At 64.2% G+C, this 25,135-nt stretch carries 24 protein-coding genes; 19 read left to right on the top strand and 5 right to left on the bottom strand.

The genetic code is table 11. The features are described 5' to 3' along the window. Window positions 1-51: 51 nt before the first annotated feature. Window positions 52-1,428 carry an aspartate aminotransferase family protein gene (locus NKJ46_RS03370; protein ID WP_352661873.1) on the top strand — a complete coding sequence of 459 codons (1,377 nt, stop codon included), beginning with the start codon at window positions 52-54 and terminating at the stop codon, window positions 1,426-1,428. Window positions 1,429-1,433: 5 nt separating this feature from the next. Here NKJ46_RS03370 and NKJ46_RS03365 read toward each other — a convergent pair whose 3' ends face one another. From NKJ46_RS03365 to NKJ46_RS03350, 4 genes are all read right to left on the bottom strand, one after another. After that, complete coding sequence (locus tag NKJ46_RS03365; protein WP_352661870.1) at window positions 1,434-2,534, bottom strand: alcohol dehydrogenase family protein; 1,101 nt, start codon at window positions 2,532-2,534, stop codon at window positions 1,434-1,436. An 8-nt stretch (window positions 2,535-2,542) separates the two neighbouring features. Further along, a complete protein-coding gene (locus NKJ46_RS03360) occupies window positions 2,543-3,922 on the bottom strand; it encodes an aspartate aminotransferase family protein (RefSeq protein WP_352661867.1) in 1,380 nt (459 codons plus the stop codon). 35 nt (window positions 3,923-3,957) lie between these two features. After that, window positions 3,958-5,451, bottom strand: a complete 1,494-nt coding sequence (locus tag NKJ46_RS03355) for an NAD-dependent succinate-semialdehyde dehydrogenase (protein ID WP_352661863.1) — start codon at window positions 5,449-5,451, stop codon at window positions 3,958-3,960. Window positions 5,452-5,578: 127 nt separating this feature from the next. Beyond that, window positions 5,579-6,070: an Lrp/AsnC family transcriptional regulator gene (locus tag NKJ46_RS03350; protein ID WP_352467670.1), complete on the bottom strand. Its 492-nt coding sequence runs from the start codon at window positions 6,068-6,070 to the stop codon at window positions 5,579-5,581. 82 nt (window positions 6,071-6,152) lie between these two features. On the opposite strand from NKJ46_RS03350, the gene ehuR reads away from it, so the two are divergent. From ehuR to doeB, 10 genes are all read left to right on the top strand, one after another. Further along, complete coding sequence (gene ehuR / locus NKJ46_RS03345) at window positions 6,153-7,538, top strand: MocR-like ectoine utilization transcription factor EhuR (RefSeq protein ID WP_352661859.1); 1,386 nt, start codon at window positions 6,153-6,155, stop codon at window positions 7,536-7,538. 122 nt (window positions 7,539-7,660) lie between these two features. Beyond that, window positions 7,661-8,446, top strand: a complete 786-nt coding sequence (gene ehuA / locus NKJ46_RS03340) for an ectoine/hydroxyectoine ABC transporter ATP-binding protein EhuA (protein ID WP_352661856.1) — start codon at window positions 7,661-7,663, stop codon at window positions 8,444-8,446. 65 nt (window positions 8,447-8,511) lie between these two features. Then, the gene (ehuB, locus tag NKJ46_RS03335; RefSeq protein ID WP_352661853.1) at window positions 8,512-9,363 is read left to right on the top strand and encodes an ectoine/hydroxyectoine ABC transporter substrate-binding protein EhuB; all 852 of its coding nucleotides are present in this window, start codon (window positions 8,512-8,514) and stop codon (window positions 9,361-9,363) included. Window positions 9,364-9,554: 191 nt separating this feature from the next. Beyond that, window positions 9,555-10,214 carry an ectoine/hydroxyectoine ABC transporter permease subunit EhuC gene (ehuC, locus tag NKJ46_RS03330; RefSeq protein ID WP_352661850.1) on the top strand — a complete coding sequence of 220 codons (660 nt, stop codon included), beginning with the start codon at window positions 9,555-9,557 and terminating at the stop codon, window positions 10,212-10,214. 16 nt (window positions 10,215-10,230) lie between these two features. Continuing rightward, a complete protein-coding gene (gene ehuD / locus NKJ46_RS03325; protein WP_352661847.1) occupies window positions 10,231-10,890 on the top strand; it encodes an ectoine/hydroxyectoine ABC transporter permease subunit EhuD in 660 nt (219 codons plus the stop codon). After that, complete coding sequence (gene eutA / locus NKJ46_RS03320) at window positions 10,887-11,660, top strand: ectoine utilization protein EutA (protein WP_352661844.1); 774 nt, start codon at window positions 10,887-10,889, stop codon at window positions 11,658-11,660. The genes ehuD and eutA overlap by 4 nt, the downstream gene beginning before the upstream one ends. 10 nt (window positions 11,661-11,670) lie before the next feature. Further along, window positions 11,671-12,663 carry a hydroxyectoine utilization dehydratase EutB gene (eutB, locus tag NKJ46_RS03315; protein WP_352661841.1) on the top strand — a complete coding sequence of 331 codons (993 nt, stop codon included), beginning with the start codon at window positions 11,671-11,673 and terminating at the stop codon, window positions 12,661-12,663. Beyond that, the gene (locus tag NKJ46_RS03310; RefSeq protein WP_352661838.1) at window positions 12,660-13,652 is read left to right on the top strand and encodes a cyclodeaminase; all 993 of its coding nucleotides are present in this window, start codon (window positions 12,660-12,662) and stop codon (window positions 13,650-13,652) included. The genes eutB and NKJ46_RS03310 overlap by 4 nt, the downstream gene beginning before the upstream one ends. Before the next feature lie 38 nt (window positions 13,653-13,690). Further along, entirely contained in the window at window positions 13,691-14,869 is a 1,179-nt protein-coding gene (gene doeA, locus NKJ46_RS03305; protein WP_352661835.1) for an ectoine hydrolase DoeA, read from the top strand. 5 nt (window positions 14,870-14,874) lie between these two features. Beyond that, window positions 14,875-15,876, top strand: coding sequence for a N(2)-acetyl-L-2,4-diaminobutanoate deacetylase DoeB (gene doeB / locus NKJ46_RS03300; protein ID WP_352484021.1), 1,002 nt, complete (start codon window positions 14,875-14,877; stop codon window positions 15,874-15,876). Window positions 15,877-15,879: 3 nt separating this feature from the next. On the opposite strand, the gene NKJ46_RS03295 is transcribed toward doeB, so the two are convergent. Then, window positions 15,880-16,539 carry a GntR family transcriptional regulator gene (locus NKJ46_RS03295; protein WP_352662374.1) on the bottom strand — a complete coding sequence of 220 codons (660 nt, stop codon included), beginning with the start codon at window positions 16,537-16,539 and terminating at the stop codon, window positions 15,880-15,882. A 322-nt stretch (window positions 16,540-16,861) separates the two neighbouring features. Between NKJ46_RS03295 and NKJ46_RS03290 the strand changes: the two genes are divergently transcribed. From NKJ46_RS03290 to atzF, 8 genes are read left to right on the top strand one after another with little or no spacing between them, the layout of a single operon-like run. Continuing rightward, complete coding sequence (locus tag NKJ46_RS03290; RefSeq protein WP_352661832.1) at window positions 16,862-17,989, top strand: BMP family ABC transporter substrate-binding protein; 1,128 nt, start codon at window positions 16,862-16,864, stop codon at window positions 17,987-17,989. A 20-nt stretch (window positions 17,990-18,009) separates the two neighbouring features. Continuing rightward, window positions 18,010-19,134 (top strand): ABC transporter permease, encoded by a 1,125-nt coding sequence (locus tag NKJ46_RS03285; protein ID WP_352661829.1) that lies wholly within the window; start codon window positions 18,010-18,012, stop codon window positions 19,132-19,134. Then, window positions 19,134-20,060: an ABC transporter permease gene (locus NKJ46_RS03280; protein ID WP_352661826.1), complete on the top strand. Its 927-nt coding sequence runs from the start codon at window positions 19,134-19,136 to the stop codon at window positions 20,058-20,060. The genes NKJ46_RS03285 and NKJ46_RS03280 overlap by 1 nt, the downstream gene beginning before the upstream one ends. Before the next feature lie 14 nt (window positions 20,061-20,074). After that, the gene (gene biuH, locus NKJ46_RS03275) at window positions 20,075-20,776 is read left to right on the top strand and encodes a biuret amidohydrolase (RefSeq protein ID WP_352661824.1); all 702 of its coding nucleotides are present in this window, start codon (window positions 20,075-20,077) and stop codon (window positions 20,774-20,776) included. A gap of 10 nt (window positions 20,777-20,786) precedes the next feature. Then, window positions 20,787-22,319: an ABC transporter ATP-binding protein gene (locus NKJ46_RS03270; RefSeq protein ID WP_352661822.1), complete on the top strand. Its 1,533-nt coding sequence runs from the start codon at window positions 20,787-20,789 to the stop codon at window positions 22,317-22,319. Then, entirely contained in the window at window positions 22,319-22,987 is a 669-nt protein-coding gene (locus NKJ46_RS03265; RefSeq protein WP_023677214.1) for a cysteine hydrolase family protein, read from the top strand. Before NKJ46_RS03270 ends, NKJ46_RS03265 begins: the two co-directional genes overlap by 1 nt. Then, window positions 22,980-23,330, top strand: coding sequence for a cupin domain-containing protein (locus tag NKJ46_RS03260; RefSeq protein ID WP_352661819.1), 351 nt, complete (start codon window positions 22,980-22,982; stop codon window positions 23,328-23,330). Before NKJ46_RS03265 ends, NKJ46_RS03260 begins: the two co-directional genes overlap by 8 nt. Further along, entirely contained in the window at window positions 23,327-25,132 is a 1,806-nt protein-coding gene (atzF, locus tag NKJ46_RS03255; protein ID WP_352661816.1) for an allophanate hydrolase, read from the top strand. The genes NKJ46_RS03260 and atzF overlap by 4 nt, the downstream gene beginning before the upstream one ends. Window positions 25,133-25,135 lie beyond the last annotated feature (3 nt).

The following is a 25,135-nucleotide window of genomic DNA, read 5'->3' as shown; positions in this document are numbered from 1 at the left end:
CCGAGCCGGACCGGCGGCAGGACTGTTTCCGCGTGCAGCACAGGAGCCATCATGGACGCACGACCGAATTCTCCCGAAGCCCGCGACATAAGCTTTCACATGCATGGCTATACGAATGCGCGCAAGCATCAGGAGTCGGGGCCGCTCGTTATCGAGAAGGGCGACGGCATCTATGTCGAGGACCTTGCCGGCAACCGCTATATCGAGGCGATGGCCGGGCTTTGGAGCGTCGCGGTCGGTTTTTCGGAGAAGCGGCTGGTCGATGCGGCAATACGGCAAATGTCGAAGCTGCCTTACTATCACGATTTCGGCTCCAAATCGCATTCGCCGCTGATCGATCTCGCCGAGAGACTGGTGCAGATGGCGCCGGTGCCGATGAGCAAGGCGTATTTCACCAATTCCGGCTCCGAGGCCAACGATACGGCCATGAAGATGATCTGGTACCGGTCGAATGCGCTCGGCCAGCCTGCGCGCAAGAAGATCATCAGCCGCAAGAAGGGCTATCACGGCGTCACCATCGCCTCGGCGAGCCTGACTGGCCTGCCCAACAACCACATCTCGTTCGATCTGCCGATCGCCAATGTGCTGCACACCGCGACGCCGCACCATTGGCGCGAGGCGCTGCCGGGTGAAAGCGAAGAGCAGTTTTCGAGCCGGCTCGCCGACGAGCTGGAAAAGCTGATCCTGGGCGAAGGACCGGAAACCATCGCCGCCTTCTTCGGCGAACCGATCATGGGCGCCGGCGGCGTCATCGTTCCACCGGCCGGCTATTGGGAGAAGATACAGGCGGTGCTGTCGAGACACGACATCCTGCTCGTCGCCGACGAGGTGATCTGCGGCTTCGGCAGAACAGGTGAAATGTTCGGCTCGCAGGCCTTCGGCATCAGGCCCGACATCATGGTGTTGTCGAAACAGATCTCTTCGTCCTATCTGCCGATCTCGGCCCTGCTGATCAACGACAAGGTATTCACGTCGATCGCCGACGAAAGCAATCGTATCGGCACCTTCGGCCACGGTTTCACCGGCGGCGGCCATCCCGTTGCGGCCGCAGTCGCCCTCGAGAACCTGAAGCTGATCGAGGAGCGCGACCTTCTCGGCAATGCGCGCACGGTCGGTGCGCATATGCAGAAGCGGCTGCGCACGCTCGCTTCGCACCCGCTTGTCGGCGAGGTGCGCGGCATCGGCCTGATTGCGGCGGTCGAACTGGTCGGCGACAAGGCGAACAAGGCGCCGTGGGGCACGGTCGGTGCCTTGGGCGGGCTCGTCAACGGCTTCATGCAGCAGAACGGCGTCATCTCGCGCAATATGGGCGATGCGCTGGCTTTCTGCCCGCCGCTGATCATCACCGAGCCGCAGGTCGACCAGGTGATCGACGCGTTTGAACGGTCGCTCGAGGCTGCCGCCAAGCAGGTCCGATCGTCGAGCTGATCGCGCTACTCAGGAACGCCGACCGCGTCCGGCACAACGACCAGCTTGCCGACGAAGTCCTTGGCGATGAAATCGGCCTGGGCGCGATGGAAATCGGACAGCCTGTAGACGCCGCCGACCAGCGGCCGGATCTTCTTCTCCTCGATGTAGCGCACGATGCGGCGGAAATCCGCCCGCGTGCCCTGGCTCGACCCATGCAGTTGCAGCTGTTTCAGATACATGGTGCGCAGATCCAGCTGCACGACCGGGCCGGCAATTGCACCAGCCGTGGTGTAGCGGCCTTCCGGCCTCAAGATCCGCAGGAGGTCGTTGAAGATCGCGCCGCCGACCAGATCGGCCACCACGTCGATCGGCTGGCCCTCGGTCGCCGCGCTGACTGCGGCCGGCAGATCGGCAACGCCACGGGTGATCACCGCCTCGGCGCCGATATCGCGCACCGCCTGTTCCTTGCCCTTGCCGGCAATGGCATAGGGAATGGCGCCGCGTGCCCGCGCCAGCTGCACGATGCCTGAGCCGACGCCGCCCGAGGCGCCGGTGACCAGCACCCGCTCGCCGGCTTTCAACGCGGCACGTTCCAGCATCTGCTCGCCGGTGAGATAGGCGCAGCAGAATGTGGCAAGTTCGACGTCGGTCAGGTCGGTGTCGACGATATGGGCGTTCTCGGCCGGCACTGCCTGGTATTCGGCATAGCCGCCGTCGCGGCCGTGGCCCATATAGTCGATGTCGGCCAATGAATCGTCGTCACGATTGTATATCGAGAAATCGACCATCACCCGCTCGCCGATGCGGGCCGGCGACACATCGTCGCCGACGGCAACGATGTTGCCGACCGTGTCGGTTCCCTGAATACGCGGGAAGGTCAGCGTATTGCCTTGCCGCCGCCAGGTCGACACGGCGGCTGCATCCTCCTCAGTGCCATACGCGCCCTGTCGCACCCAGACATCGGTGTTGTTCATACCGCAAGCGGTGACCTTGACCAGCACTTCGCCCGGGGCGGGCGAGGGTACTTTGACGTCGGTGCGATAGACGAGCTTTTCCGGCCCACCGTGCCCGATCAACTGCACGGAGGCCATGGTGGCGGGGATGGTCTTCGTCATGGCATTCATGTCGTTCTTCAGATGTTGGCAAACACGCTCTTCACCGCATCGGCCGTCTTGGAGACGACGATGTCGGCCTCTTCCCGCGTCAGGCAGAGCGGCGGCGCGAAACCGAGAATGTCGCCTTGCGGCATGGCGCGGCCGATGACGCCGCTTGCCGCAAGTGCGGTCGCGATCTGCGGCCCGATCTTTTGCGAGGCGTCGAAGAACACGCGGTCGTCCCGGTCGGCGACGAACTCGATTGCCGCCAGCATGCCATCGCCGCGCACCTCGCCGACGTGTTTGTGGCCGCCGACGGCCTTCGTCAGCTCGGCGCGGAAATAGGCGCCGGTCTCGCCGGCGTTCCTGACCAGATCCATCTCGTCTATCAGTTCCAGGTTGGCGACGCCGGCGGCCACGCAGATCGGATGCGCCGAATAGGTCCAGCCATGGCCGAGCGAGCCAAGCTTGTCGGAGCCTTGGACGAGCACCTGCCAGACCTTGTCGGAGACGATGACGCCGGAGAGCGGCGCATACGCCGAGGTCAGGCCCTTGGCGATGGTGATCAGGTCGGGCTTGATGCCGTAGTGGTCGGAGCCGAACATGGTACCCAATCGGCCGAAGCCGGTGACGACCTCGTCGGCGACCAGCAGCACGTCGTACTTCTTCAGCACCGCCTGGATCTTCTCCCAGTAGCCGGCCGGCGGCGGCACGATGCCGCCGGTGCCGAGGATCGGCTCGCCGATGAAAGCGGCGACCGTTTCCGGCCCTTCGGCGAGGATCATCTCCTCGAGCTTGTCGGCGCAGTATTGCGAAAATTGCTCTTCGCTCAGCGAGCGGTCGGCGCGGCGGAAATAGTAGGGCGCCTCGGTGTGCAGGACAGGCGCACGCGGCAGGTCGAAGGCGTTGTGGAACAGGTCGAGGCCGGTCAGCGATCCGGTCATGATCCCGGAGCCGTGATAGCCGCGCCAGCGCGAGATGATCTTCTTCTTCTCGGGCCGGCCGAGCACGTTGTTGTAGTACCAGATCAGCTTGATATTGGTTTCGTTGGCATCGGAACCGGAGAGGCCGAAATAAACCCTCGACATGCCTTGCGGCGCGCGGTCGATGATCATCTTGGAAAGCGTGATCGATGCCTCGGTGCCGTGCCCGACATAGGCGTGGTAGTAGGCGAGATTCTTGGCCTGTGCGGCGATGGCGTCGGCGATCTTCTGGCGGCCATAGCCGACGTTGACGCAGTAGAGCCCGGCGAAGGCATCGATGCTCTTCTTGCCGTTATTGTCCCAGATGGTGACGCCTTCGCCACCGGTGATCACACGTGTCGGGCTCTCGCCACGCGCATGCGTTCCCATATGGGTCGAGGGATGGAAGAAGTGATCGCGATCCCAGGCGGCGAGTTCGTTTGACTGGTCGAGCATTTTTCTACTCCTGAGGAAAATGTGTCGGGCGCGGCTTACGCAACGTCGAGGCAGAGATATTTGAGATCGGTAAAGGCTTCGAGCCCGTGACGCGAGCCCTCGCGGCCGATGCCGGACTGCTTGACGCCGCCGAACGGGACCGGCGCGCCGGTGATCTTGACGCGGTTGATGGCGACCATGCCATAATCCAGCGCGCGGCCCATGCGCAATTGGCGGCCGCCGTTTTCAGTGATGACATAGGCGACGAGGCCGTATTCGGTGGCGTTGGCGCGGGCGATCACTTCGTCTTCGCCGTCGAAGGGCGTCACCGCGGCAACCGGACCGAAGGTCTCATCGCGCATGATCAGGGCATCGTCGTCAACATCGGCCAGCAGGGTCGGCTGATAGAACAGCGGCCCGGCCGCATGGCGCTTGCCGCCGGTCAGGCAACGCGCGCCTTTGGCGAGCGCATCGGCCACCTGCTCCTCGACCTTCTTGACGGCGCGCTCGTGCATCAGCGGCCCGATTTCAGTGTCGTCAGCGAGGCCATTGCCGGCCCGCAATGCCTCGACACGTCTGGCGAAAGCAGCGCAGAACCGATCGTATAGCGGACGCTGGACATAGATGCGGTTGGCGGCGAGGCAGTCCTGGCCGGAGGTGGCGAATTTGGCATCGACGGCTATTCTCACCGCCTTGTCGATATCGGCATCCGCAAAAACGATCAGCGGCGCATGGCCGCCAAGCTCCATCACCAGACGCTTCATCGTCGGCGCACTCTGCGCGGCGATCAGCCTGCCGATCTCGGTCGAGCCGGTGAAACTCATGGCGCGAACGCGCCGGTCTTCGCACATCCGCCCAACGATGGTCGAAGCCTTGCCTGTGAGAACGTTGAACACGCCTGCCGGCAGGCCGGCACGTTCGCCAAGCTCGGCCAGCGCCAGTGCAGACAGCGGCGTTTCCGAGGAAGGATGCGCGACGATGGTGCAGCCGGCGGCAAGCGCGGCAGCCGCCTTGCGGGTCAGCATGGCCGCTGGAAAATTCCACGGCGTGACGACGCCGATTACGCCGAGCGGCTCGCGCCGCACCATCATCTCGGCGTTTGGCAGATGGCTGGTGACGCTTTCGGCGTTGAGGCGTTTGGCCTCCTCGGCATACCACTCGACGAAGGTGGCTGCGTAATCGATCTCGCCGAGCGATTCCTTCAGCGGCTTGCCTTGTTCTAGCGTCATCAGCAGGGCCAGGTCATTTTTGGCGGCGGCGATCAGATCGAACCATTTTCGCAGGATTTTCGACCGTTCCTGCGGCAGCAATGCGCGCCAGGCAGGAAAGGCGCGCGATGCCGCATCGATCGCCAATGTCGTCTGCCGGGCATCGAGCGCGGCAACGAAAGCGACGGTGGATCCGGTGGCCGGATCGGTCACCTCGAAACTCTCCGCGGTCTCGCTTGCCGTCCAGTGGCCATCCACATAGGCGAGTTCGCGCAGCAGCCGCCGGTCGGCAAGGCGATCAAGCGCTTCATGGCGGTGCGAGCGGGCAAAATGTGCGGACATCATCGGGCTCCCGGTTCGGGTGATGCCGCAAGACTATCTCTGCCGCGCAAACAGAGAGGCTGTTTGCGTGCCTGCACGTAGAGAGATTGTCTCTATTGCATCGCCCGGGCAGACGATCTCTCCGGTATCAGGAAGACGCCGGCAGCAGATCCGCCACCGGCAGCACACTCTCCTCCTTCACCGTCTTGGTGACGATGTAGGTGAAATAGCGGTCGATGCCGATCTCGCGTTCGAGCAGAGTGTCGACCAGCCGCTGATAGGCGTCGATGTCGCGCGCCATCACCTTCAGCAGGTAATCGACGCCGCCGCCGACAGACCAGCAGGCGACGATCTCGCGGATGTCGCGGATGACGCGCTCGAAACGGTCGAAATCGGCCTGGCGGTGGCTGGCAAGCGTCACCTCCATCAGCACGGTGGCGACCGGCGCGATGGCGCGCATGGCGATCCTGGCGTGATAGCCCGAAACGATGCCGGCCTTTTCCAGCTTGCGCAGCCGCATCCAGCACGGCGTCGGCGACAGGCCGACTTTCTCGGCCAGCGCCAGCTTGGTGATGCGCCCGTCGCGCTGGATGGCGTCGAGGATTTTGAGATCGATCGGATCGAGTTTCGCTGCAGCCATGATCGTCCACTTCCAGTGCCGGACACCATGACGGCGCATTATTTCGATTGTCAATTGCACTGATTTCGATCTCTAATAAGTCATGACATTTTGGCGACCAGATCCCGCTCTTATCCGGCGGCCGGCCTACCAATCGCTCGCCGACCAGTTCGCGCGCGCCATCCATGACGGGCGCCTGGCCAATGGCGCTCGTTTGCCGACGCACCGGCAGCTCGCCGACGATCTGAAACTTTCCGTGCAGACGGTCAGCCGCGCCTATGAGGAGCTGATCCGCCGCGGGCTGGTGTCCGGCGAGGTCGGCCGCGGCAGCTTCGTGCAGACACAGGGCCGCGAGCCGGAGCCGCCCTATCTGCCGGAGCGGCTGGGCGAGGTCATCGACCTCTCCATCCTGAAGCCGGTCTGCGAACCGATGCATCTGGATCGGCTGAGGCAGGCGCTGGGCTGGCTCGCCGAAAACCTGCCGTCGAGTTCGGCACTGTCGTTCAGGCCGAACATGGTGTTCCCGCGCCACCGCGCGGTAGGTGTCGAGTGGCTACGCCTCTGCGGCCTCGACGCGTCGCCGCAGAACATCAGCCTGACCAACGGCGCAACGGCCGGCATGACGGTGGCGCTGATGAGCGTGGCGCCGCCGGGTTCGACCGTCGCCACCGAGGCGATCGGCCACCACACGCTGGTCCCGCTGGCGCGCTATCTCGGCTTCAACCTCGAGGGTTTGCCGATCGACGACAATGGGCTGATCCCGGAAGCCCTCGACGAGGCCTGCCGGCTGTCCGACATCCGCGCTGTGTTCGTCCAGCCGTCGGTGATCAACCCTACGGCCACTCTGATGGACGCCGCCCGGCGCGAACAGATTGCTGCCGTTGCGCGCAGGCATGATATCGCCATTATCGAAAACGACGTCCTCGGCCCGTTGGTCGAGGACCGGCCGCCGCCGGTCGCGGCGTTTGCACCCGAGCGCACGCTCTACGTCACCTCCTTCACCAAGATCGTGGTGCCGGGCCTGCGCATCGGCTATCTCGCGGCGCCCGATCGTTATGTCGCCGCGGTGGCCAACCGCCACCTCGTCTCGAACTGGATGGCGACGCCGCTGGTGGCCGAGATCGCCACCAAATGGGTGACCGACGGCACCGCGATGGAACTCGTGCGATGGCAGCGCGTGGCTTTGCGGCGGCGTCTGGACATCGCCGCCGAGGTGCTCGCCGGAGTGGACTATCGGGCTCATCGCGACGGGCTGCATGTCTGGCTGCAACTGCCGGATGACCGCGGCGAGGAAAGCTTTGTTTCCCAGGCCCGCCTGCAGGGCGTGGCGATCGCGCCCGGTACGTCGTTCCGCATTTCGCAGACGCCTTGGCATCCAGCTGTACGGATTTCGCTTGGCTCGACTACGGAGGGGGAACTGCGTGCCGGTCTCGGCGTTGTCACCAAGCTGCTGCTCGGCGATCCCGAGCATCTCCTGCTTGCGATCTAGGCGACAAATGGCGGGAAATTGTGCGGAGTCCGAAATATTGTCATGATATTATTTTCCTGATTGACATGATTTGCCGCGATCCGCATCGTTAAAGGCATCGCTTCTCCAGCACGGGAAATTCATTGTCGGCGCCCATCATCAATATCGACGGCATTTCGAAAAGCTTCGGCACCTTCAAGGTGCTGGACGGCCTCTCGATGCAGGTCATGCCCGGCGAGAAGCTGGCACTGATCGGCCCGTCGGGTTCCGGCAAAACGACGATCCTGCGCATCCTGATGACGCTAGAGCGTATCGACAGCGGCCACATCCAGGTCGACGGCGAACAGCTGTACCACATGGAGCGCAACGGCCGCCTGCTGACGGCCGATGAACGGCATTTGGCAAAGATGCGCCAGAAGATCGGCATGGTCTTCCAGCTGTTCAATCTGTTTCCGCACAAATGCGTCATCGACAATGTGACGCTCGCACCGATGCTGACCAAAGCAGTGCCGCGGGCCGCCGCCGAGAAGCGGGCGATGGAGCTGCTCGACATGGTCGGCATGGTCGACAAGGCCAAAGCGATGCCGGCGCAGCTTTCCGGCGGACAGAAGCAGCGCGTCGCGATTGCCCGGGCGCTGGCGCTGTCGCCGAAGATCATGCTGTTCGACGAGGTCACCTCGGCGCTCGACCCGGAACTCGTCGACGAGGTGCTCAACGTCATGCGCAAGCTCGCCGCCGAGACCGACATGACCATGCTGCTGGTCACCCACGAGATGGGTTTCGCCCATGACTTCGCCGACCGGGTGCTGTTCTTCGATCGCGGCAGAATAGTCGAGGAGGGCAAGCCCGACGAGATTTTCCGCCATCCCAAACAGGAGCGCACGCAAGGTTTCCTGAAGAAGATCATTGCGGCCGGACATCGGGTCTGACTGCCATGCGAGGCGGCGACGCCTCAAGCAAGCCAAGAAGACCGACAAACAAGGAGTTGGGAACAATGAAGAAATTTGCCATTTTGGCCGGCGTCGCCGGTGTTGCGCTGACGGCGGTACTGGCCGCCTCGACGCCCGGTTCGGCCGACGACAGCAAGCTCGAAGAGCTCAAGGCGCAAGGCTTTGCCCGCGTCGCCATCGCCAACGAGCCGCCCTATACGGCGGTCGCTGCCGACGGCAAGGTTTCGGGTGCGGCGCCTGACGTTGCCCGTGAAATCTTCAAACGCCTTGGCGTCAACGACATCGTCGCCTCGATCTCGGAATATGGTGCCATGATCCCCGGCCTGCAGGCCGGCCGTTTCGACGTCGTCACCGCCGGCCTGTTCATGAAGCCGGAACGTTGTGCTGCGGTCGCCTATTCGGAGCCGGTGCTGTGCGACGCCGAGGCGATGCTGGTGAAGAAGGGCAACCCGAAGCGCTTCAAGAGCTACGAGGACGTCGCCAAGGACACCAGCGCGACGATCGGCGCACCGGGTGGCGGCACCGAGGAAAAGCTGGCGCTTACCGCAGGTGTGCCGCGCGAGCGCGTCATCGTCGTGCCGGACGGCCAGAGCGGCCTGAAGATGCTGCAGGACGGCCGCATCGATGCCTATTCGCTGCCCGTGCTGTCGATCAACGACCTGGTCAAGAAAGCCAATGATCCGAACCTCGAAGTTATCGCGCCGGTGGTCGGTGCGCCGGTCTATTGCGACGGCGCGGCCTTCAAGAAGGGCGACGAAGCGCTGCGCGACGCCTATGATGTCGAGCTGGCGAAACTGAAGAAGTCCGGCGAGTTCGCCAAGATCATCGAGCCTTACGGCTTCTCGGCGGCGGCGGCAATGTCGACGAGCCGCGACAAGCTCTGCTCGGCGAAGTAGGCGCCTCTTTTGCCTTCTCCCCGTTCACGGGGAGAAGGTGTCACGAAGTGACGGATGAAGGGCAGCGCCATACTTTCGTGAGTTCGCGCTGCCCCTCATCTGCCTGCCGGCATCTTCTCCCCGTCAACGGGGAGAAGGATCCAAGGCCACCTGCCTCGCACAACCGCAAGCGTTAGGAACTTTCGAATTTCATGACCCAATGGTCTGGCTATTTCGGCCTGATTTTGCAAGGAGCCCTTGTCACCATCGAATTGACGTTGATGGGGTCGGCGCTTGCCTTGGTCATGGCCTTTCTTGCCGGGCTGGGGCGGCTGTCGCGATTTTTCGTGCTACGGGCGCTGGCCACGGCCTATATCGAGTTCTTCCGCGGCACCTCGATCTTCGTGCAGCTGTTCTGGGCTTATTTCGTGCTGCCTTTTGCCGGCATTTCGCTGACGCCGCTGCAGGCCGGGGTGCTGGCGCTGGGCCTCAATGTCGGGGCCTATGCAGCGGAAGTGGTGCGTGGCGCCATCAAGTCTATCGGCCGCGAACAATATGAGGCCTGCACCGCGCTCAATCTCGGCCGCTGGCAAGCCATGCGCCATATCATCCTACCGCAGGCGCTTCTGGTGATGCTGCCTACCTTCGGCAACAACGCCATCGAGCTGCTCAAGGCCACCGCCGTCGTTTCGCTGATCTCGCTCGCCGACCTGACCTTCCAGGCGCAGGTGGTGCGCTCGCAGACCGGCAATACACTGGTGCCGTTCAGCACCATCCTCGTCATCTATTTCGTGCTGGCGCTGCTCATCTCATGGGGCGTGCGGTCGCTGGAACGCCGCATGGCGCGCGGCCTCGACGGGGTGCGCGTATGATGGATCAGGCCTGATAATGGAATGGGATTGGGATTTTGTCCGGCAGATCCTGCCGACGCTGATCGAGGGGGTGAAGATCACCATCCTGGCGACGCTGCTCGGCTCGGTGCTGGCGGCCATCGTTGGGCTGGGCATCGCGTTGGCGCGCCGGTCACCGAACAGGGCGTTGTCGCGCACGATCGGCTTTCTTGCAGAGTTCATCCGTGGCACGCCGCTGTTGGTGCAGCTCTATTTCATCTTCTACGTGCTGCCGGATTTCGGCGTCCTGTTGCCGCCGCTGGTGGCGGGCGTCATCGGTCTCGGGCTGCATTACGGCACTTACACGGCCGAGGTCTACCGCGCCGGCATCGACAATGTGCCGCGCGGCCAGTGGGAAGCGGCCAAGGCCTGCAATCTGAACGCCACGCAGACTTGGACGCACATCATCATTCCGCAGGCAATTCCGCCGATGATCCCGGCGCTTGCCAACTATTTCATCGCCATGTTCAAAGAGACGCCGCTGCTGTCGGCGATCACCGTGCTGGAACTGATGAACCAGGCCAAGAGCGTCGCCAATACCTATTACCGGTATATCGAACCGATCACCTTGGTCGGCGCCTTCTTCCTCGCCATCAGCCTGTTCTCGGTGGTGCTGCTGCGCTGGCTGGAACACCGTTATGGGCGGATCGAACGATGAGCGCTGCACCCGAAATCCGCCTGCATTCGGCCCGGCCGGCGCTCGACGCGCGTCCGCTGGAACAGCGGGTCGGCTTGATCATCCTCGCAACCGACCACACGAGCGAGCCGGATTTTCAGCGTATGGTGGCAAGCGACCGTGTCGGCGTCTATGTCGCGCGTATTCCGTACGCCAATCCGACGACGCCGGAGAATTTGCGCAAGATGCAGCCGTCACTGACGGCGGCCGCGGGCCTGATCCTGCCCGACGAGCCGCTCGATGCGATCTGCTATTCCTGCACCTCGGCTTCCGTCGTGATCGGCGATGCCGAAATCGAGGCGGCGGTGCGGGCCGCCAAGCCCGGCGTGCCGGTGGTAACGCCGCCGATGGCTGGGGTGCGCGGCCTGAAGGCGCTGGGCGCCAGGACGATCAGCATCCTCACTCCCTATACGGTCGAGACCAGCCGGCCGATGGCGGACTATTTCACCGAGTATGGATTCGAAATCGTCAGCTTCACTTGCCTCGGCTTCGAGGACGACCGCGAGATGGCGCGGATTGCACCGAAATCCTTGGTCGATCTGGCCCGCGAGATGACGGCCCCGCAGGCCGACGCGCTGTTCGTGTCCTGCACGGCGCTGCGGTCGGCGGCGGCAGTTGTCGGCATGGAAGAGGCTATCGGTCGCCCGGTGGTCACCAGCAACCAGGCGACGGCCTGGAATTGCCTGCGGCTCTGCGGAGATGAGATGTCGCGCCCTGAATTCGGCCGTCTGATGACGCTGCCGTTGAACTGATTGCAGAGCCATGACCACGTCCAGGATAAGCCTCTCCGATATCCGCGCCGCGCGCGAGCGCATCGCAGGCAAGGTCGAGCGTACGCCGACCGTCACTTCCCGGAGTCTTTCCCAGCACTTGGGCACTGCTGTTTATCTCAAGCTCGAACATCGGCAGACCACCGGCGCCTTCAAGCTGCGTGGTGCCTCGAACGCTATCGCCTCGCTGACAGGAGAGGAGAGGGCGCGTGGCGTCGTCGCTGCCTCTACCGGCAACCACGGCCGGGCGCTTGCCTATGCCGCTCAACTGCAAGGTATTCGCGCAACGATCTGCATGTCGCGGCTGGTGCCTGAGAACAAGCTCGACGAAATCGGCCGGCTCGGCGCCGAGATCCGCATCGTCGGTAACAGCCAGGACGATGCGCAGCGGGAGGTCGAACGGCTGGTCGCGGAAGAGGGGCTGATCATGCTGCCGCCTTTCGACCATCCCGCCATTGTCGCCGGGCAAGGCACACTCGGGCTGGAGATAATCGAACAGGTTCCGGACGCCGCCTTGGTGCTGGTGCCGCTTTCCGGCGGTGGGCTGGCGGCGGGCGTCGCTGCTGCCGTGAAGGGCGTCAGCCCGGCGACGAAGGTGGTGGGCGTTTCAATGGCGCGCGGTGCGGCGATGAAGGCAAGCCTCGATGCCGGGCATCCGGTGCTGGTTGAGGAACTGCCAACGCTGGCCGATTCGCTCGGCGGCGGCATCGGCCTCGACAACCGGCTGACCTTTTCCATGTGCCACGACCTGCTCGACGATGTGATCCTGCTCGGCGAGGACGAGATCGCCACCGGTATCCGCCACGCCTATGAGCAGGAGCGCGAGATCGTCGAAGGCGCCGGCGCGGTCGGCATCGCGGCCGTGCTTACCGGCAAGGCCAAGGCGAATGGCCCGACGGTGCTCGTTCTGTCCGGCCGCAACATCGATATGACACTGCACCGCAAGATCATCTGCGGCGAAGCAATTGCGGAGAGCGCAGCATGAGCCGTATGACGATCCTCACCGAAGCCGAATTGCGCAAGATCGTGAAGCTCGATCTCGATGCCGTCGCCTGCGTCGAGAACGCGTTCCGGGCGCTCGCTACCTTGCCGGTGGCGATGCCGCCGATCCTGCGGCTGGACATTCCAGAGCATCGCGGCGAGGTCGACGTCAAGACCGCCTATGTGCCGGGCATCGATGGTTTTGCGATCAAGATCAGCCCCGGCTTTTTCGATAATCCCAAGCTCGGCCTGCCCAGCGTCAATGGCATGATGGTGTTGCTGTCGGCGAAAACCGGGCTGGTCGAGGCGCTGCTGCTCGACAATGGCTATCTCACCGACATCCGCACGGCCGCCGCCGGCGTGGTCGCCGCCAAACATCTGTCGCGGGCGGACTCTTCCATTGCCGCGATCTTCGGCGCCGGTGTTCAGGCCGGACTGCAGCTCGAGGCGCTGATGCTGGTGCGGCCGATCACCGAGGCTCGCATCTGGGCAAGGGATGCCGCCAAGGCCGAAGCCGCGGCGGACGCATTGTCCGAAAGACTGGGCATCGCCGTTCACGCCGAGCCCGACGCGGCAAAGGCAGCCGCCGATGCCGACATCATCGTCACCACGACACCGTCGACCGAGCCGCTGATCAAGGCCGGTTTCGTCTCCGCCGGCCAGCACATCACCGCGATGGGCTCGGACGCCGAGCACAAGAACGAGATCGCGCCGGCGATCCTGCGCATGGCCGATCTCTACGTCGCCGATAGCGCCAAGCAGACGCGGCGCTTGGGCGAACTGCACCATGCCATCGCGGCGGGCGTGATGGCGGCCGACGCCGAGATCACCGAGCTTGGCCACATCATCGCCGGCGAAAGGCATGGCCGGCGCTCGGACAGCGACATCACCATTGCCGACCTGACCGGCACCGGCGTGCAGGACACGGCGATCGCCACGCTCGCCCGCGACCGTGCGCGTGCGGCCAAGACCGGTACGATTTTCGAAAGCTGATGCTGGCCGCAAGGCCCAACAAACGAGGACCAAGAACAATGCAGCCCAATTTGAAATTCTCGCGCGGCGAATATGCGGAGCGCCTCGCCAAGACGCGGAAGTCGATGGAGGCCAAGGGCGTCGATCTGTTGATCGTCAGCGATCCGTCCAACATGGCCTGGCTGACCGGCTATGACGGCTGGTCATTCTATGTGCACCAGGCCGTCATCGTGCCGCCGTCGGGCGAGCCGGTGTGGTACGGCCGCGGCCAGGACGCCAACGGCGCAAAGCGCACCGCCTATCTCGCGCACGACAACATCGTCGGCTATGCCGACAACTACGTGCAGTCGACCGAGCGCCATCCGATGGATTTTCTGTCCAGCGTGCTCTCCGATCGCGGCTGGGGGAAGCTCAGCATCGGTGTCGAGATGGACAATTACTGGTTCTCGGCCGCTGCGTTCGCATCGCTGCAGAAGCACTTGCCCAATGCCCGCTTCGTCGATGCCACTGCACTGGTCAACTGGCAGCGCGCGGTGAAGAGCCCGACCGAAATCGATTACATGCGCAAAGCCGCGCGGATCGTCGAAGCGATGCACCAGCGCATCGTCGACAAGATCGAGGTCGGCATGCGCAAATGCGACCTGGTCGCCGAGATCTACGATGCCGGCACGCGCGGCGTCGACGGCATCGGCGGCGACTATCCGGCGATCGTGCCGCTGCTGCCGTCGGGCGCCGACGCGTCGGCGCCGCATCTGACCTGGGACGACCGGCCGATGAAATCGGGCGAGGGCACCTTCTTCGAGATTGCCGGCTGCTACAACCGCTATCACTGCCCGCTGTCGCGCACCGTCTTCCTCGGCAAACCGACGCAGGAATTCCTCGATGCCGAAAAGGCGACGCTGGAAGGCATGGAGGCGGGACTTGCCGCCGCCAAGCCCGGCAACACATGCGAGGACATCGCCAACGCCTTCTTCGCGGTGCTGAAGAGGTACGGCATCGTCAAGGACAACCGCACCGGCTACCCGATCGGGCTTAGCTATCCGCCGGACTGGGGCGAACGCACCATGAGCCTGCGTCCCGGCGACCGCACCGAGCTCAAGCCCGGTATGACCTTCCATTTCATGACCGGCCTGTGGCTGGAGACGATGGGCTTGGAAATCACCGAATCCATCCTGATCACCGAGACGGGCGTCGAGTGCCTGGCCAATGTGCCGCGCAAGCTGGTGGTGAAGAATTGAGCCCGATGTCCAGCCTTCGTCCATCACCGATCACGCCGAGCGTCGATTTCGAGCGCGACGGCGTGCAGCACGGTTTCTTGCGCCTGCCTTACAGCCGCGACGATTCCGCCTGGGGATCGGTGATGATCCCGATCTGCGTCATCCGCAACGGCAACGGGCCGAGCGCGTTGCTCACCGGTGGCAATCACGGCGACGAGTATGAGGGGCCGCTGGCGCTCTACGATCTCGCCCGTACGCTCGACCCGAAGCAAGTCAGCGGCACGGTCATCATCGTGCCGGCGATGAACTATCCGGCGTTCCGCGCCGGCACGCGCACCTCTCCCATCGACAAGGGCAATCTGAACCGCAGCTTTCCCGGCCGGCCCGACGGCACGGTGACCGAGAAGATCGCCGATTATTTCCAGCGCGAACTTCTGCCCCGTACAGACATCGCGCTCGATTTCCATTCCGGCGGCAAGACGCTCGACTTCGTGCCGTTCTGCGCCGCCCACATCCGGCCCGACAAGGTGTTGGAGGAGAAAGGGTTTGCTGCGGTCGAAGCGTTCTCCGCACCATGGTCGATGAAGATGCTGGAGATCGACGCGGTCGGCATGTTCGACACTGCCGCCGAGGAGATGGGCAAGCTGTTCATCACCACCGAGCTTGGCGGTGGCGGGACTTCGCGCGCGGAAACGGTGCGGATCGCGCGTCGCGGCGTGCTCAACGTGCTGCGCCATGCCGGCATCGTCGCCGGCGCGGTCGAGATGCAGCCGACCCGCTGGCTCGACATGCCGTCGGGCGATTGCTTCTCGTTCGCCGAGGACGACGGGATGATCGAAACGATGATCGATCTCGGCGAGCCGGTGGCAGAAAACCAGGTGCTGGCACGCATCCATTCCATAGGCCGCACCGGCGGCGCTCCTCAGGAGATCAGGGCCAAAATGTCCGGTCTGTTGGCGGCGCGGCATTTTCCGGGCTTGGTCAAGGCCGGCGACTGCGCTGCCGTTGTCGCCGTGTTGGTCGATTGACGGTCAGGAAGCCGATGTCGGGAACGGCTCGGCCTTGCCTTTGGGGGGATCGCCGATGGCAAAGACGGCGCTCGCCTCACTGACGATCGAGACATGATCCTTGGCGGCTGTTGCGGCCGCCGCACTGTCGCCGCGCATGATTGCGGTGACGATGGCGTCATGTTCTTGCCAGGACTGGGCCAGCCGCCCGGGCAGCATGAATTGCGCGCGCCGGAACGGCGCGAGGCGGCCGCGGGTCATGACGGTCAACTCATAAATGTGCTTGCTGTGGGCGCCGCGATAGAGCCGGGTGTGGAACTCGGTGTTGAAAAGCTCATACTCTTCTTCGACCCCGAGCTGCACCAAGCGCGCCGATGCCTGATGCTCGGCCTCCAGCGTGCGGCGCTCGCCGGCCGTCATGCGCTCGGCCGAGAAGCGCGCGCAGATCGCTTCAAGCTCGGCCATGCTCTCGAACATCGAGGCGAGGTGCTCCTGCGTCACCACGGCGACGGTGGCGCCACGGTTCGGCCGTCTTTCGACCAGTCCCATGGCGCTGAGCCGGCTGAGCGCTTCCCTGATCGGCGTACGTGAGACATCGAAGCGGGCGGCGAGCGAGGCCTCGTCGAGCTTTTCGCCTGGGCGCAGGAAACCGGTGACGATCCGGTCGCTGATCGCCCTCACCATCTGATCGACGGTCGTGCCCGACCTGATCAAATTGCGCTTTCCCGACACGTCTCCTCCGTCCAGTCCTCTCGCTAGAGCCGAGAGCCACTCACCGGCCTCGATTCCTCCGCAGCTCTGTATGCCTATGTTTTAGCCTTCATGTCAAATTGACGATTTTGAAGGCAAAAAGTGTATGCAATTGCTCCGGCTTTGTGCAGCCCACATCGGCACACTCATTGATATTGCTGAATAAATCCTGATTCTGAAACTGGCACGCTGATTGCATACACTTCTTTCATTGAGGTGTTAACCGGCCCCAAAGGCCCCACAGAGGGAGCATTCAATGTCCGAGAGATTCATGCTTAGCCGCCGCGACCTGCTCAAGACCTCCGCCGCCGGAGCGGCGCTCGGCCTTGCGTCCGCATCGTTTCCGATCAGCAGGGCCTTCGCCGCGACGGCCACCGTTGGCTTTATCTATGTCGGGCCAAAGGACGATTACGGCTACAACCAGGCGCATGCCGAAGGCGCCGCCACGCTGAAGGGGATCGAAGGCATTTCCGTCGTCGAGGAGGAGAACGTGCCGGAGACGGTCGACGTCCAGAAGACGATGGAATCGATGATCAATCTCGACGGTGCGTCGCTGATCTTCCCGACCTCGTTCGGCTATTTCGATCCGCACATGCTCGCCATGTGCGCGAAATTCCCCGACGTGCAGTTCCGCCATTGCGGTGGCATGTGGAACAAGGACAAGCATCCGATGAATGCCGGTTCCTATTTCGGTTATATCGGCATGGGCCAGTATCTGAACGGCGTCGTCGCCGGCCACACCAGCAAGACCAAGAAGCTTGGCTTCGTCGCGGCAAAGCCGATCCCGCAGGTGCTGCTCAACATCAATTCCTTCCTGCTCGGCGCGCGCTCGGTCGACCCGACAATCACCTGCCAGGTGATCTTCACCGGCGAGTGGTCGCTGGCGGTCAAGGAGGCCGAGGCCACCAACGCGCTGGTCGACCAGGGTGCCGACGTCATCACCTGTCATGTCGACAGCCCCAAGGTGGTGGTCGAGACGGCGGCCGGGCGTGGCGCCTTCGTCTGCGGCTATCATGCCAACCAGAGCCCGCTGGCACCGGAAAAATACCTGACCGGCGCGGAATGGAACTGGGCCAAGGTCTACAAGATGTTCGTCGACGATCTGGTGGGCGGCACGCCGCTGCCCAATTTCACGCGCGGCGGCCTGGCCGACGGCTTCGTCAAGATGAGCCCGCTCGGCCCCGCTGTTGGCGACGCCGCCCGCAAGCAGTTCGACGGCACGCTGGCCGAAATGATGAAAGGCGGATTTTCGGTCATCAAGGGTCCGCTGAAGAGTAACAAGGGCGTCGTCGTCGCGACCGAGGGCCAGGCCTTCGTCGAGACCGCGCTTGAACTCGAAAGCATGGACTACCTGGTCGAGGGCGTCGTCGGTTCGACCGCCTGAACCGGATCGGAGACGGGGCAATGGCAGACACGGTCAGCACTGCGGGCGCACCGGCGCTGTTTGGCGCCAGGAGTTATCCGGCGGCGCTCGAATGGGCGGCGCGGCGGGCGGAAGCCTTCGTCATACCGCTCGCGGCGCTGATCGTCGGCATGGCGCTGTTCAGCGTGTTCATCGCGCTGGTCGGCAAATCGCCGGTGCAACTCTACGAGACGATGTGGCGCGGCGGCTTCGGCTCGTGGTTCTCGATCCAGAACTCGCTGTCGCGAGCAGCACCGCTTTTACTGGCAGCGCTCTGCGTGGCACTGCCGGCACGGCTCGGCCTGGCCGTCATCGGCGGCGAAGGCGCGATCGTGCTGGGCGGCGTTGCCGCCGCCGCCATCGGCGTCGCGGCGAATGGCGCGCCGGCTTTTCTGGTCATCCTGCTGATGGGCGTGGCGGGCGTGGTCGCCGGCGGCATCTGGATCGGTGCCGTCGGCGCACTCCGCCACTACCGCGCCGTCAACGAAACCATCTCCAGCCTGCTGATGGCCTATATCGCCATCGCGTTGATGAACCATCTTGTCGAAGGGCCGCTGCGCGATCCGGCCTCGCTCAACAAACCCTCGACCGAGCCGCTGGTGGATGCCTACCGCATCGGCAACATTCCAGGCATGGACGTGCACTGGGGCCTGGTCGTCGGCATTCTCGCCTGCGTCCTGTCCTGGCTGCTGATCGAAAAGACGCGCTGGGGCTTTGCCGCCCGCATCGCCGGCGGCAATGTCAGGGCGGCCCAGGTGCAAGGGCTTGCCGTCGGGCCGCTGATCGTCGGCTTCACCGGGTTGGCCGGCGGCTTCGCCGGGCTGGCCGGCATGCTGGAGGTCGGCGCCGTGCAAGGCAGCGCCAACGCCTCGCTTGCCGCCGGCTATGGCTATACCGGCATCCTCGTCGCCTTCCTCGCCCGCCACAATCCGCTCGCCATCATTCCGGTCGCTTTCCTGCTCGGCGGCATCGGCGCATCCGGCGGGCTGATCCAGCGCCGCATGGACCTACCCGACGCCACCGTGCTGGTGCTGCAAGGCATGCTCTTCGTCGTCATCCTGTTCAGCGAAACCTTTTACGGGCGCTTCAAGGTCTTCAATCCAGATCTGTGGAAGAGGGGCTCCTGATGGACGCGACCGAGATCGGCCTGTGGGGCGTGCCGCTCGCCATTCTCGGCGGCGCCATCCGCGTCTCGACGCCCTTCATCTTCGTCTCGCTGGGCGAAGCGATCACAGAGCGCTCCGGCCGCATCAATCTTGGCCTCGAAGGCACGCTGGTCTTCGGCGCCATGACCGCTTATGCCGTAGCGGTGATGACCGGCTCGCCATGGCTCGGCCTGCTGGCCGCCGCAGGTGCCGGTCTTTGCTTCGGTCTGTTCCACGGCTGGATCTGCAAATTCCGCGGGGTGAACGACATCGCCATCGGTATCGCGCTGATGCTGTTCGGCTCGGGTCTCGCCTTCTTCTTCGGCAAGCCGTTCATCCAGCCCTCGGCGCCAGACCTGCCGGCCATCGCCTTCGGTGGCTGGTCGAACATTCCGCAGGTGCAAGCGGCGCTCAACGTCAACGTGCTGTTCCTGATTGGTGCGGCACTTGCCGTGTTCCTGCGGTGGGCCTTCCGCAACACCCGTGCCGGCCTGATCGTGCGCGTCGTCGGCGACAGCTCCGATGCGGCGCGCGCCATGGGCCTCAATCCCAACACCGTGCGCCTGCTTGCGACAGGCGTCGGCGGCGCGCTCGCCGGCATCGGCGGCGCCTATCTGTCGCTCTATTACCCCGGCAGCTGGACCGAACGCATCTCGTCGGGGCAGGGCCTGATGGCGGTGGCGCTGGTCATCTTCGCGCGCTGGAATCCGCTCGGCTGCTTTGCCGCGGCACTATTGTTCGGCGGCGCGGGCGCGCTAGGCCCGGCGTTGCAATCGGTCGGTGTGACGCAGGGCTATTATCTCTTCTACGCCGCACCTTACATCCTCACGCTCATCATCATGATCGCCACCTCGTCGCCGAGCCGCACGCTTGCCGGCGCGCCGGGCGAGTTGTCGATCACCAAATGACTGGAGTTTTCCCGATGAACGCCAGAGCCGAGATCACCCAGCGCTACATCGATGCCGATCCCTATCCATGGCCCTACAATGGCGAGCTGCGGCCCGACAATACGGCGCTGATCATCATCGACATGCAGACTGATTTCTGCGGGCCGGGCGGCTATGTCGATCATATGGGCTACGATCTTTCGCTGGTGCGGGCGCCGATCGAGCCGATCAAGTCGGTGCTCTCAGCCATGCGGACCAAGGGCTACACCATCATCCACACGCGCGAGGGCCACCGGCCCGATCTCGCCGACCTGCCGGCCAACAAGCGCTGGCGCTCGCGCCGCATTAATGCCGGCATCGGCGACCCCGGACCTTGCGGTCGCATCCTGGTGCGCGGCGAAGCCGGCTGGGACATCATCCCCGACCTCTATCCGGCGGCGGGCGAACCGATCATCGACAAGCCGGGCAAGGGCTCGTTCTGCGCCACCGACCTGGAGCTGATCCTGCACCAGCGCGGCATCGAAAACATCGTGCTGACCGGGATCACCACCGATGTCTGCGTCCACACGACGATGCGCGAGGCCAATGATCGCGGCTTCGAATGCGTCATGCTGGAGGATTGCTGCGGCGCGACCGACTACGGCAACCATCTCGCTGCAATCAAGATGATCAAGATGCAGGGCGGGGTGTTCGGCGCGGTATCGAACTCGGCATCCTTCGTCGCGCAACTGCCGTGAGGACACGACCTTGAGCGGAAGCATCGGCAAGAAAGCCGTCGGCGTCGAGACCATCGGCATGACCATGCGCTTCGGCGCCTTCACCGCGCTGGACGATGTGTCGATCAAGGTGCCGGCGGGATCGTTCCACGCGCTGCTCGGCGAAAACGGCGCCGGCAAGTCGACGCTGGTCAAATGCATGATGGGTTTTTACCACCCGACCTCGGGCGACATGCTGGTCGAAGGCCGCGAGGTCGCGATCGCCAGCCCCAAGGATGCGTCGGCGCTCGCGCTCGGCATGGTCTACCAGCATTTCACGCTCGTCCCGTCGCTGACCGGTGCGGAAAACCTGGTCATTTCGCGCGAGAAGGTGCCCGGCGTCATCGACTGGCGCAAGGAGCGCGCCGCACTTGCGCAATTCATGCAGCGCATGCCGTTCAAGCTGCCGCTCGACGTCAAGGTTGCCGAGCTTGCCGCGGGCGAGAAGCAGAAGCTCGAAATCATCAAGCAGCTCTACCTCGGCCGCAGTTTCCTGGTGCTCGACGAGCCGACTTCGGTGCTCACTCCCGGCGAGGCGCAGGAAGTGCTTGGCCTGGTGCGCGACATGACCAGGACCGGCGACCTTACCGTGCTGATGATCTCGCATAAATTCCACGAGGTGACGGCCTTTGCTGACGACATCACTGTGCTGCGGAAGGGCAGGCTGACCGGAACCGGCAAAGTCTCGGAGCTTTCGCACAAGCAGATGGCGGCGATGATGATCGGTGACCAGCCGATTGCAGCACTCGACAGCCGCGCTCCGGTGCCGGCCGGCGCCAGGCAGGTGCTGACGGTAAAGTCGCTGAAGGCGCCCGACCGCACCGGCTTGAAAACCATCGACATCGGCGAGCTCGATGTGAAGTCCGGTGAGATCGTCGGCGTCGCCGGCATCTCCGGCAACGGCCAGAAGGAGTTTCTCGAAGTCCTTGCCGGACAGCGGGCGCGCAATGGCGGCGACGTTCTGGTGAAAGGCTCGCCCTATGGCGCCAGCCGCAGCGAGGCGCGCACGCTCAATGTCCGCTTCATTCCGGAGGAGCCGTTGCGCAATGCCTGCGCACCGAAGATGACGGTGGCGGAAAACATGGCCTTCCGCACCTTCGACCTCAACGAGGCCGGCAAGCCGGTCAGCTGGATCAGGATGAGTGCGATCAGGGAATACGCGGCCCGTCTGGTCGAACAGTTCAAGGTCAAGACGGCCTCGCTCGCTTCGCCGATTTCGTCGCTGTCGGGCGGCAATGTGCAGCGCGCGGTGCTGGCGCGGGAGCTGACCGGCGAGGTCGATTTGCTCATCGTGTCGAATCCCTGCTTCGGCCTCGACTTCTCCGCCGTCGCCGAAATACGCGCCCGCATCATGAAGGCGCGCAACGCCGGCGCCGCGGTGCTCCTTATGTCGGAAGACCTTGACGAGCTGCTTGAGCTTTCGGACCGCATCTTCGTCATGTCGGACGGCGCGCTGGTCTATGAGACGCCGATCGCGCAGGCGAGCGTACAGACGATCGGCGAGCACATGGCGGGACATCACTGATGGCCGAGATCGAGGCGCTGCCGTTTCCGTTCGCCTTCAAGCCTGAGGCGATGGCGCTGGTCGTCATCGACATGCAGCGAGATTTCGCTGAACCCGGCGGCTTCGGCGCCAGCCTCGGCAACGACGTCAGCCGGGTGGTGGCGATTGTGCCGACGGTGAAGAGATTGATCGAGGGGTTCCGCACCGCTGGCCTGCCGGTGATCCACACGATGGAGTGCCACAAAGCAGATCTTTCGGATCTGCCGCCGGCCAAGCGAAACCGCGGCAATCCGTCGATCCGGATCGGCGATGTCGGGCCGATGGGTCGCGTGCTGATCGTCGGCGAGCCGGGAACGGCGATCCTCGATGAACTTGCCCCTTTGCCCGGCGAAATCGTCATCGAAAAGCCGGGCAAGGGCGCGTTCTATGCCACTAGCTTCGGCGACGACCTGAAGCGGCTCGGCGCACAGCAACTGGTCTTTGCCGGAGTGACGACGGAGGTTTGCGTGCAGACGACGATGCGCGAGGCCAACGACCGCGGCTATGAATGCCTGCTGGCGGAGGATGCCACCGAGAGTTATTTTGCCGAGTTCAAGGCGGCCGCCCTGGCCATGATCAGGGCGCAGGGTGCCATCGTCGGCTGGACGGCGACAACCGACCAGGTGCTCGAGGGGATTGCCAATGCCTAACCTTGCCTTTGCCGGCCTCCTTAATGGTGGCTGGCGCGATCTGGCGTTCGGGCATTTCCGCGATGGCATTACGGCGCACTGGCTGCTCAAGGGCGGACCGACGGAACCGTCGGTCGCGATCCTGAACTACCGGCCCGGCGCCAGCGTGCCGCGCCATCGCCATGCCGGGCTGGAAACGATCATCGTGCTGGAAGGCACCCAGAGCGACGAGAACGGCGATCATGCCGCGGGCAGCGTGATCCTGAATCCGGTCGGAACCGAGCATTCGGTGTGGACAAAAGACGGCTGCGTCGTACTCATCCAGTGGAACCTGCCGGTAGTCATTCTGGGCGAGGCCAAATGAGCGACATCCGCTTCGACATAGCGAGCCTGCACGCCGCCTATCAGGCCGGCGTCGGCATCGGCGAGGTGATCGATGCGGTCGATGCGCGGCTCGCAGCGGCCGATGACCCCGGCATCTTCATCCATCTGGCGAGCAGGGCGGAGATGCTGGCCGAAGCAGAAAAGCTCGGCCCGTTCGACCCCGTGGCAAAGCCGCTGTGGGGCGTACCGTTCGCGGTCAAGGACAACATCGATGTTGCCGGCATGCCGACCACGGCCGGCTGCGCCGAATATGCCTACCTGCCGGCGAAAGACGCCACAGTCGTCGCGCGGCTCAAGGCCGCCGGCGCACTGGTCGTCGGCAAGACCAATCTCGACCAGTTCGCCACCGGCCTGGTCGGTGTGCGCACGCCTTATCCGATCCCGAGGAATGCGATCGACCCGAAACTTGTGCCGGGCGGCTCTTCATGCGGCTCGGCCGTCGCGACGGCGCGTGGCATCGTCTCGTTCGCGCTCGGCACCGACACCGCCGGTTCGGGGCGCATCCCCGCCGGCCTCAACAACATCGTCGGGCTGAAGCCGAGCGTCGGCGCGCTGTCGGCCACCGGCGTCGTGCCGGCCTGCCGCACGCTCGACTGCGTCTCGGTCTTCGCGCTCACCGTCGACGACGCCTACCACGTGTTCGAGGCGGCGGCGGCAAAGGACGACGCCGATCCCTATTCGCGTGACCTCGGCGTCCAGGGCCTTGCGCGCCCACCCGTGCTGACGGTTGGCGTGCCGGCCAGAGCCGACTGGACCTTCTTCGGCGACGAGGCGATGCAGGCGGGCTTCGAGGCCGCCCTTGCCTCGCTGGAGACGCTGGGCTGCAGGCTGGTCGAAATCCCGTTCGGTGATTTCTACGCCACGGCCAACCTGCTCTACGAAGGCGCCTGGGTGGCCGAGCGTTACGCCGCGATCAAGGACTTCATGGACGCCAACGAGGCGGCCATGCATCCGGTGACGCGAACGATCATCGGCGGCGCGCGAAAACTTTCAGCCGCGGACGCCTTCAACGGGCTCTATGCCTTGCAGGCCTACAAGGCCAAGCTTGCGCCGGTTATCACCTCGGTCGACCTATTCTGTGTGCCGACCGCGCCGACGCATTACACAGTCGAAGCGGTGTTGGCTGACCCCATCGTCACCAACAGCCGGCTCGGAACCTATACCAACTTCGTCAATCTGCTCGACATGTGCGGCATTTCGGTACCGAGCGGAACACGCAGTGACGGTCTGCCGATGAGCGTCACCTTGCTTGCCGCGGCCGGCAAGGACCATTTGACGGCGTCGCTTGCCCACGACATCCATGCGGCAAGCCGCCTGTCGCTGGGCGCCACCGGCTGGCCGCAGCCGCCGCGTGGCGATGTTTGCGTGGACGTGGATGAAGGCACGATCGAGCTGGCCGTGGTCGGCGCGCATCTGTCGGGGATGGCGCTGAACGGCCAGTTGCAGCAGCTCGGTGCGATTTTCGCCCGGGCTGCGAGAACGGCGCCGCTCTACCGGCTTTACGCGCTCACCGGCCAGTCGGTGCCGCGACCGGGGCTCGAGCGCAGCTGCAACGGCAAGGGCACAGCGATCGAGGTCGAAGTCTGGCGGCTGTCGCCGCAAGCCTTCGGCCGCTTCGTCGGCGCGATCCCGCCGCCGCTCGGCATCGGCACGCTTCTGCTCGATGATGGAACTTCGCCGAAAGGCTTCCTCGTCGAAAGTGCCGGCCTTACTGATGCGCAAGAGATTTCGCATTTCGGCGGCTGGCGCAATTTTATTTCGGCTCAGCAACTGCGGAGCTGACGC

The organism is Mesorhizobium sp. M0166 (assembly GCF_040322255.1).
Taxonomy (GTDB): domain Bacteria; phylum Pseudomonadota; class Alphaproteobacteria; order Rhizobiales; family Rhizobiaceae; genus Mesorhizobium.
This window is presented reverse-complemented; position numbering and strand designations above follow the sequence as displayed.

Excerpts from the sequence above, each read along its gene's own strand:
- ehuB (WP_352661853.1), top strand. The coding sequence starts at position 8,512 with ATGAAGAAATTTGCCATTTTGGCCGGCGTCGCCGGTGTTGCGCTGACG.
- NKJ46_RS03370 (WP_352661873.1), top strand. The coding sequence starts at position 52 with ATGGACGCACGACCGAATTCTCCCGAAGCCCGCGACATAAGCTTTCAC.
- doeA (WP_352661835.1), top strand. The coding sequence starts at position 13,691 with ATGCAGCCCAATTTGAAATTCTCGCGCGGCGAATATGCGGAGCGCCTC.
- eutB (WP_352661841.1), top strand. The coding sequence starts at position 11,671 with ATGACCACGTCCAGGATAAGCCTCTCCGATATCCGCGCCGCGCGCGAG.
- NKJ46_RS03260 (WP_352661819.1), top strand. The coding sequence starts at position 22,980 with ATGCCTAACCTTGCCTTTGCCGGCCTCCTTAATGGTGGCTGGCGCGAT.
- NKJ46_RS03285 (WP_352661829.1), top strand. The coding sequence starts at position 18,010 with ATGGCAGACACGGTCAGCACTGCGGGCGCACCGGCGCTGTTTGGCGCC.
- NKJ46_RS03290 (WP_352661832.1), top strand. The coding sequence starts at position 16,862 with ATGTCCGAGAGATTCATGCTTAGCCGCCGCGACCTGCTCAAGACCTCC.
- NKJ46_RS03350 (WP_352467670.1), bottom strand. The coding sequence starts at position 6,070 with ATGGCTGCAGCGAAACTCGATCCGATCGATCTCAAAATCCTCGACGCC.
- doeB (WP_352484021.1), top strand. The coding sequence starts at position 14,875 with ATGTCCAGCCTTCGTCCATCACCGATCACGCCGAGCGTCGATTTCGAG.
- NKJ46_RS03265 (WP_023677214.1), top strand. The coding sequence starts at position 22,319 with ATGGCCGAGATCGAGGCGCTGCCGTTTCCGTTCGCCTTCAAGCCTGAG.
- NKJ46_RS03295 (WP_352662374.1), bottom strand. The coding sequence starts at position 16,539 with ATGGTGAGGGCGATCAGCGACCGGATCGTCACCGGTTTCCTGCGCCCA.
- NKJ46_RS03280 (WP_352661826.1), top strand. The coding sequence starts at position 19,134 with ATGGACGCGACCGAGATCGGCCTGTGGGGCGTGCCGCTCGCCATTCTC.
- NKJ46_RS03310 (WP_352661838.1), top strand. The coding sequence starts at position 12,660 with ATGAGCCGTATGACGATCCTCACCGAAGCCGAATTGCGCAAGATCGTG.
- ehuC (WP_352661850.1), top strand. The coding sequence starts at position 9,555 with ATGACCCAATGGTCTGGCTATTTCGGCCTGATTTTGCAAGGAGCCCTT.
- ehuD (WP_352661847.1), top strand. The coding sequence starts at position 10,231 with ATGGAATGGGATTGGGATTTTGTCCGGCAGATCCTGCCGACGCTGATC.
- eutA (WP_352661844.1), top strand. The coding sequence starts at position 10,887 with ATGAGCGCTGCACCCGAAATCCGCCTGCATTCGGCCCGGCCGGCGCTC.
- NKJ46_RS03360 (WP_352661867.1), bottom strand. The coding sequence starts at position 3,922 with ATGCTCGACCAGTCAAACGAACTCGCCGCCTGGGATCGCGATCACTTC.
- NKJ46_RS03355 (WP_352661863.1), bottom strand. The coding sequence starts at position 5,451 with ATGTCCGCACATTTTGCCCGCTCGCACCGCCATGAAGCGCTTGATCGC.
- NKJ46_RS03365 (WP_352661870.1), bottom strand. The coding sequence starts at position 2,534 with ATGAATGCCATGACGAAGACCATCCCCGCCACCATGGCCTCCGTGCAG.
- atzF (WP_352661816.1), top strand. The coding sequence starts at position 23,327 with ATGAGCGACATCCGCTTCGACATAGCGAGCCTGCACGCCGCCTATCAG.
- ehuR (WP_352661859.1), top strand. The coding sequence starts at position 6,153 with ATGACATTTTGGCGACCAGATCCCGCTCTTATCCGGCGGCCGGCCTAC.
- biuH (WP_352661824.1), top strand. The coding sequence starts at position 20,075 with ATGAACGCCAGAGCCGAGATCACCCAGCGCTACATCGATGCCGATCCC.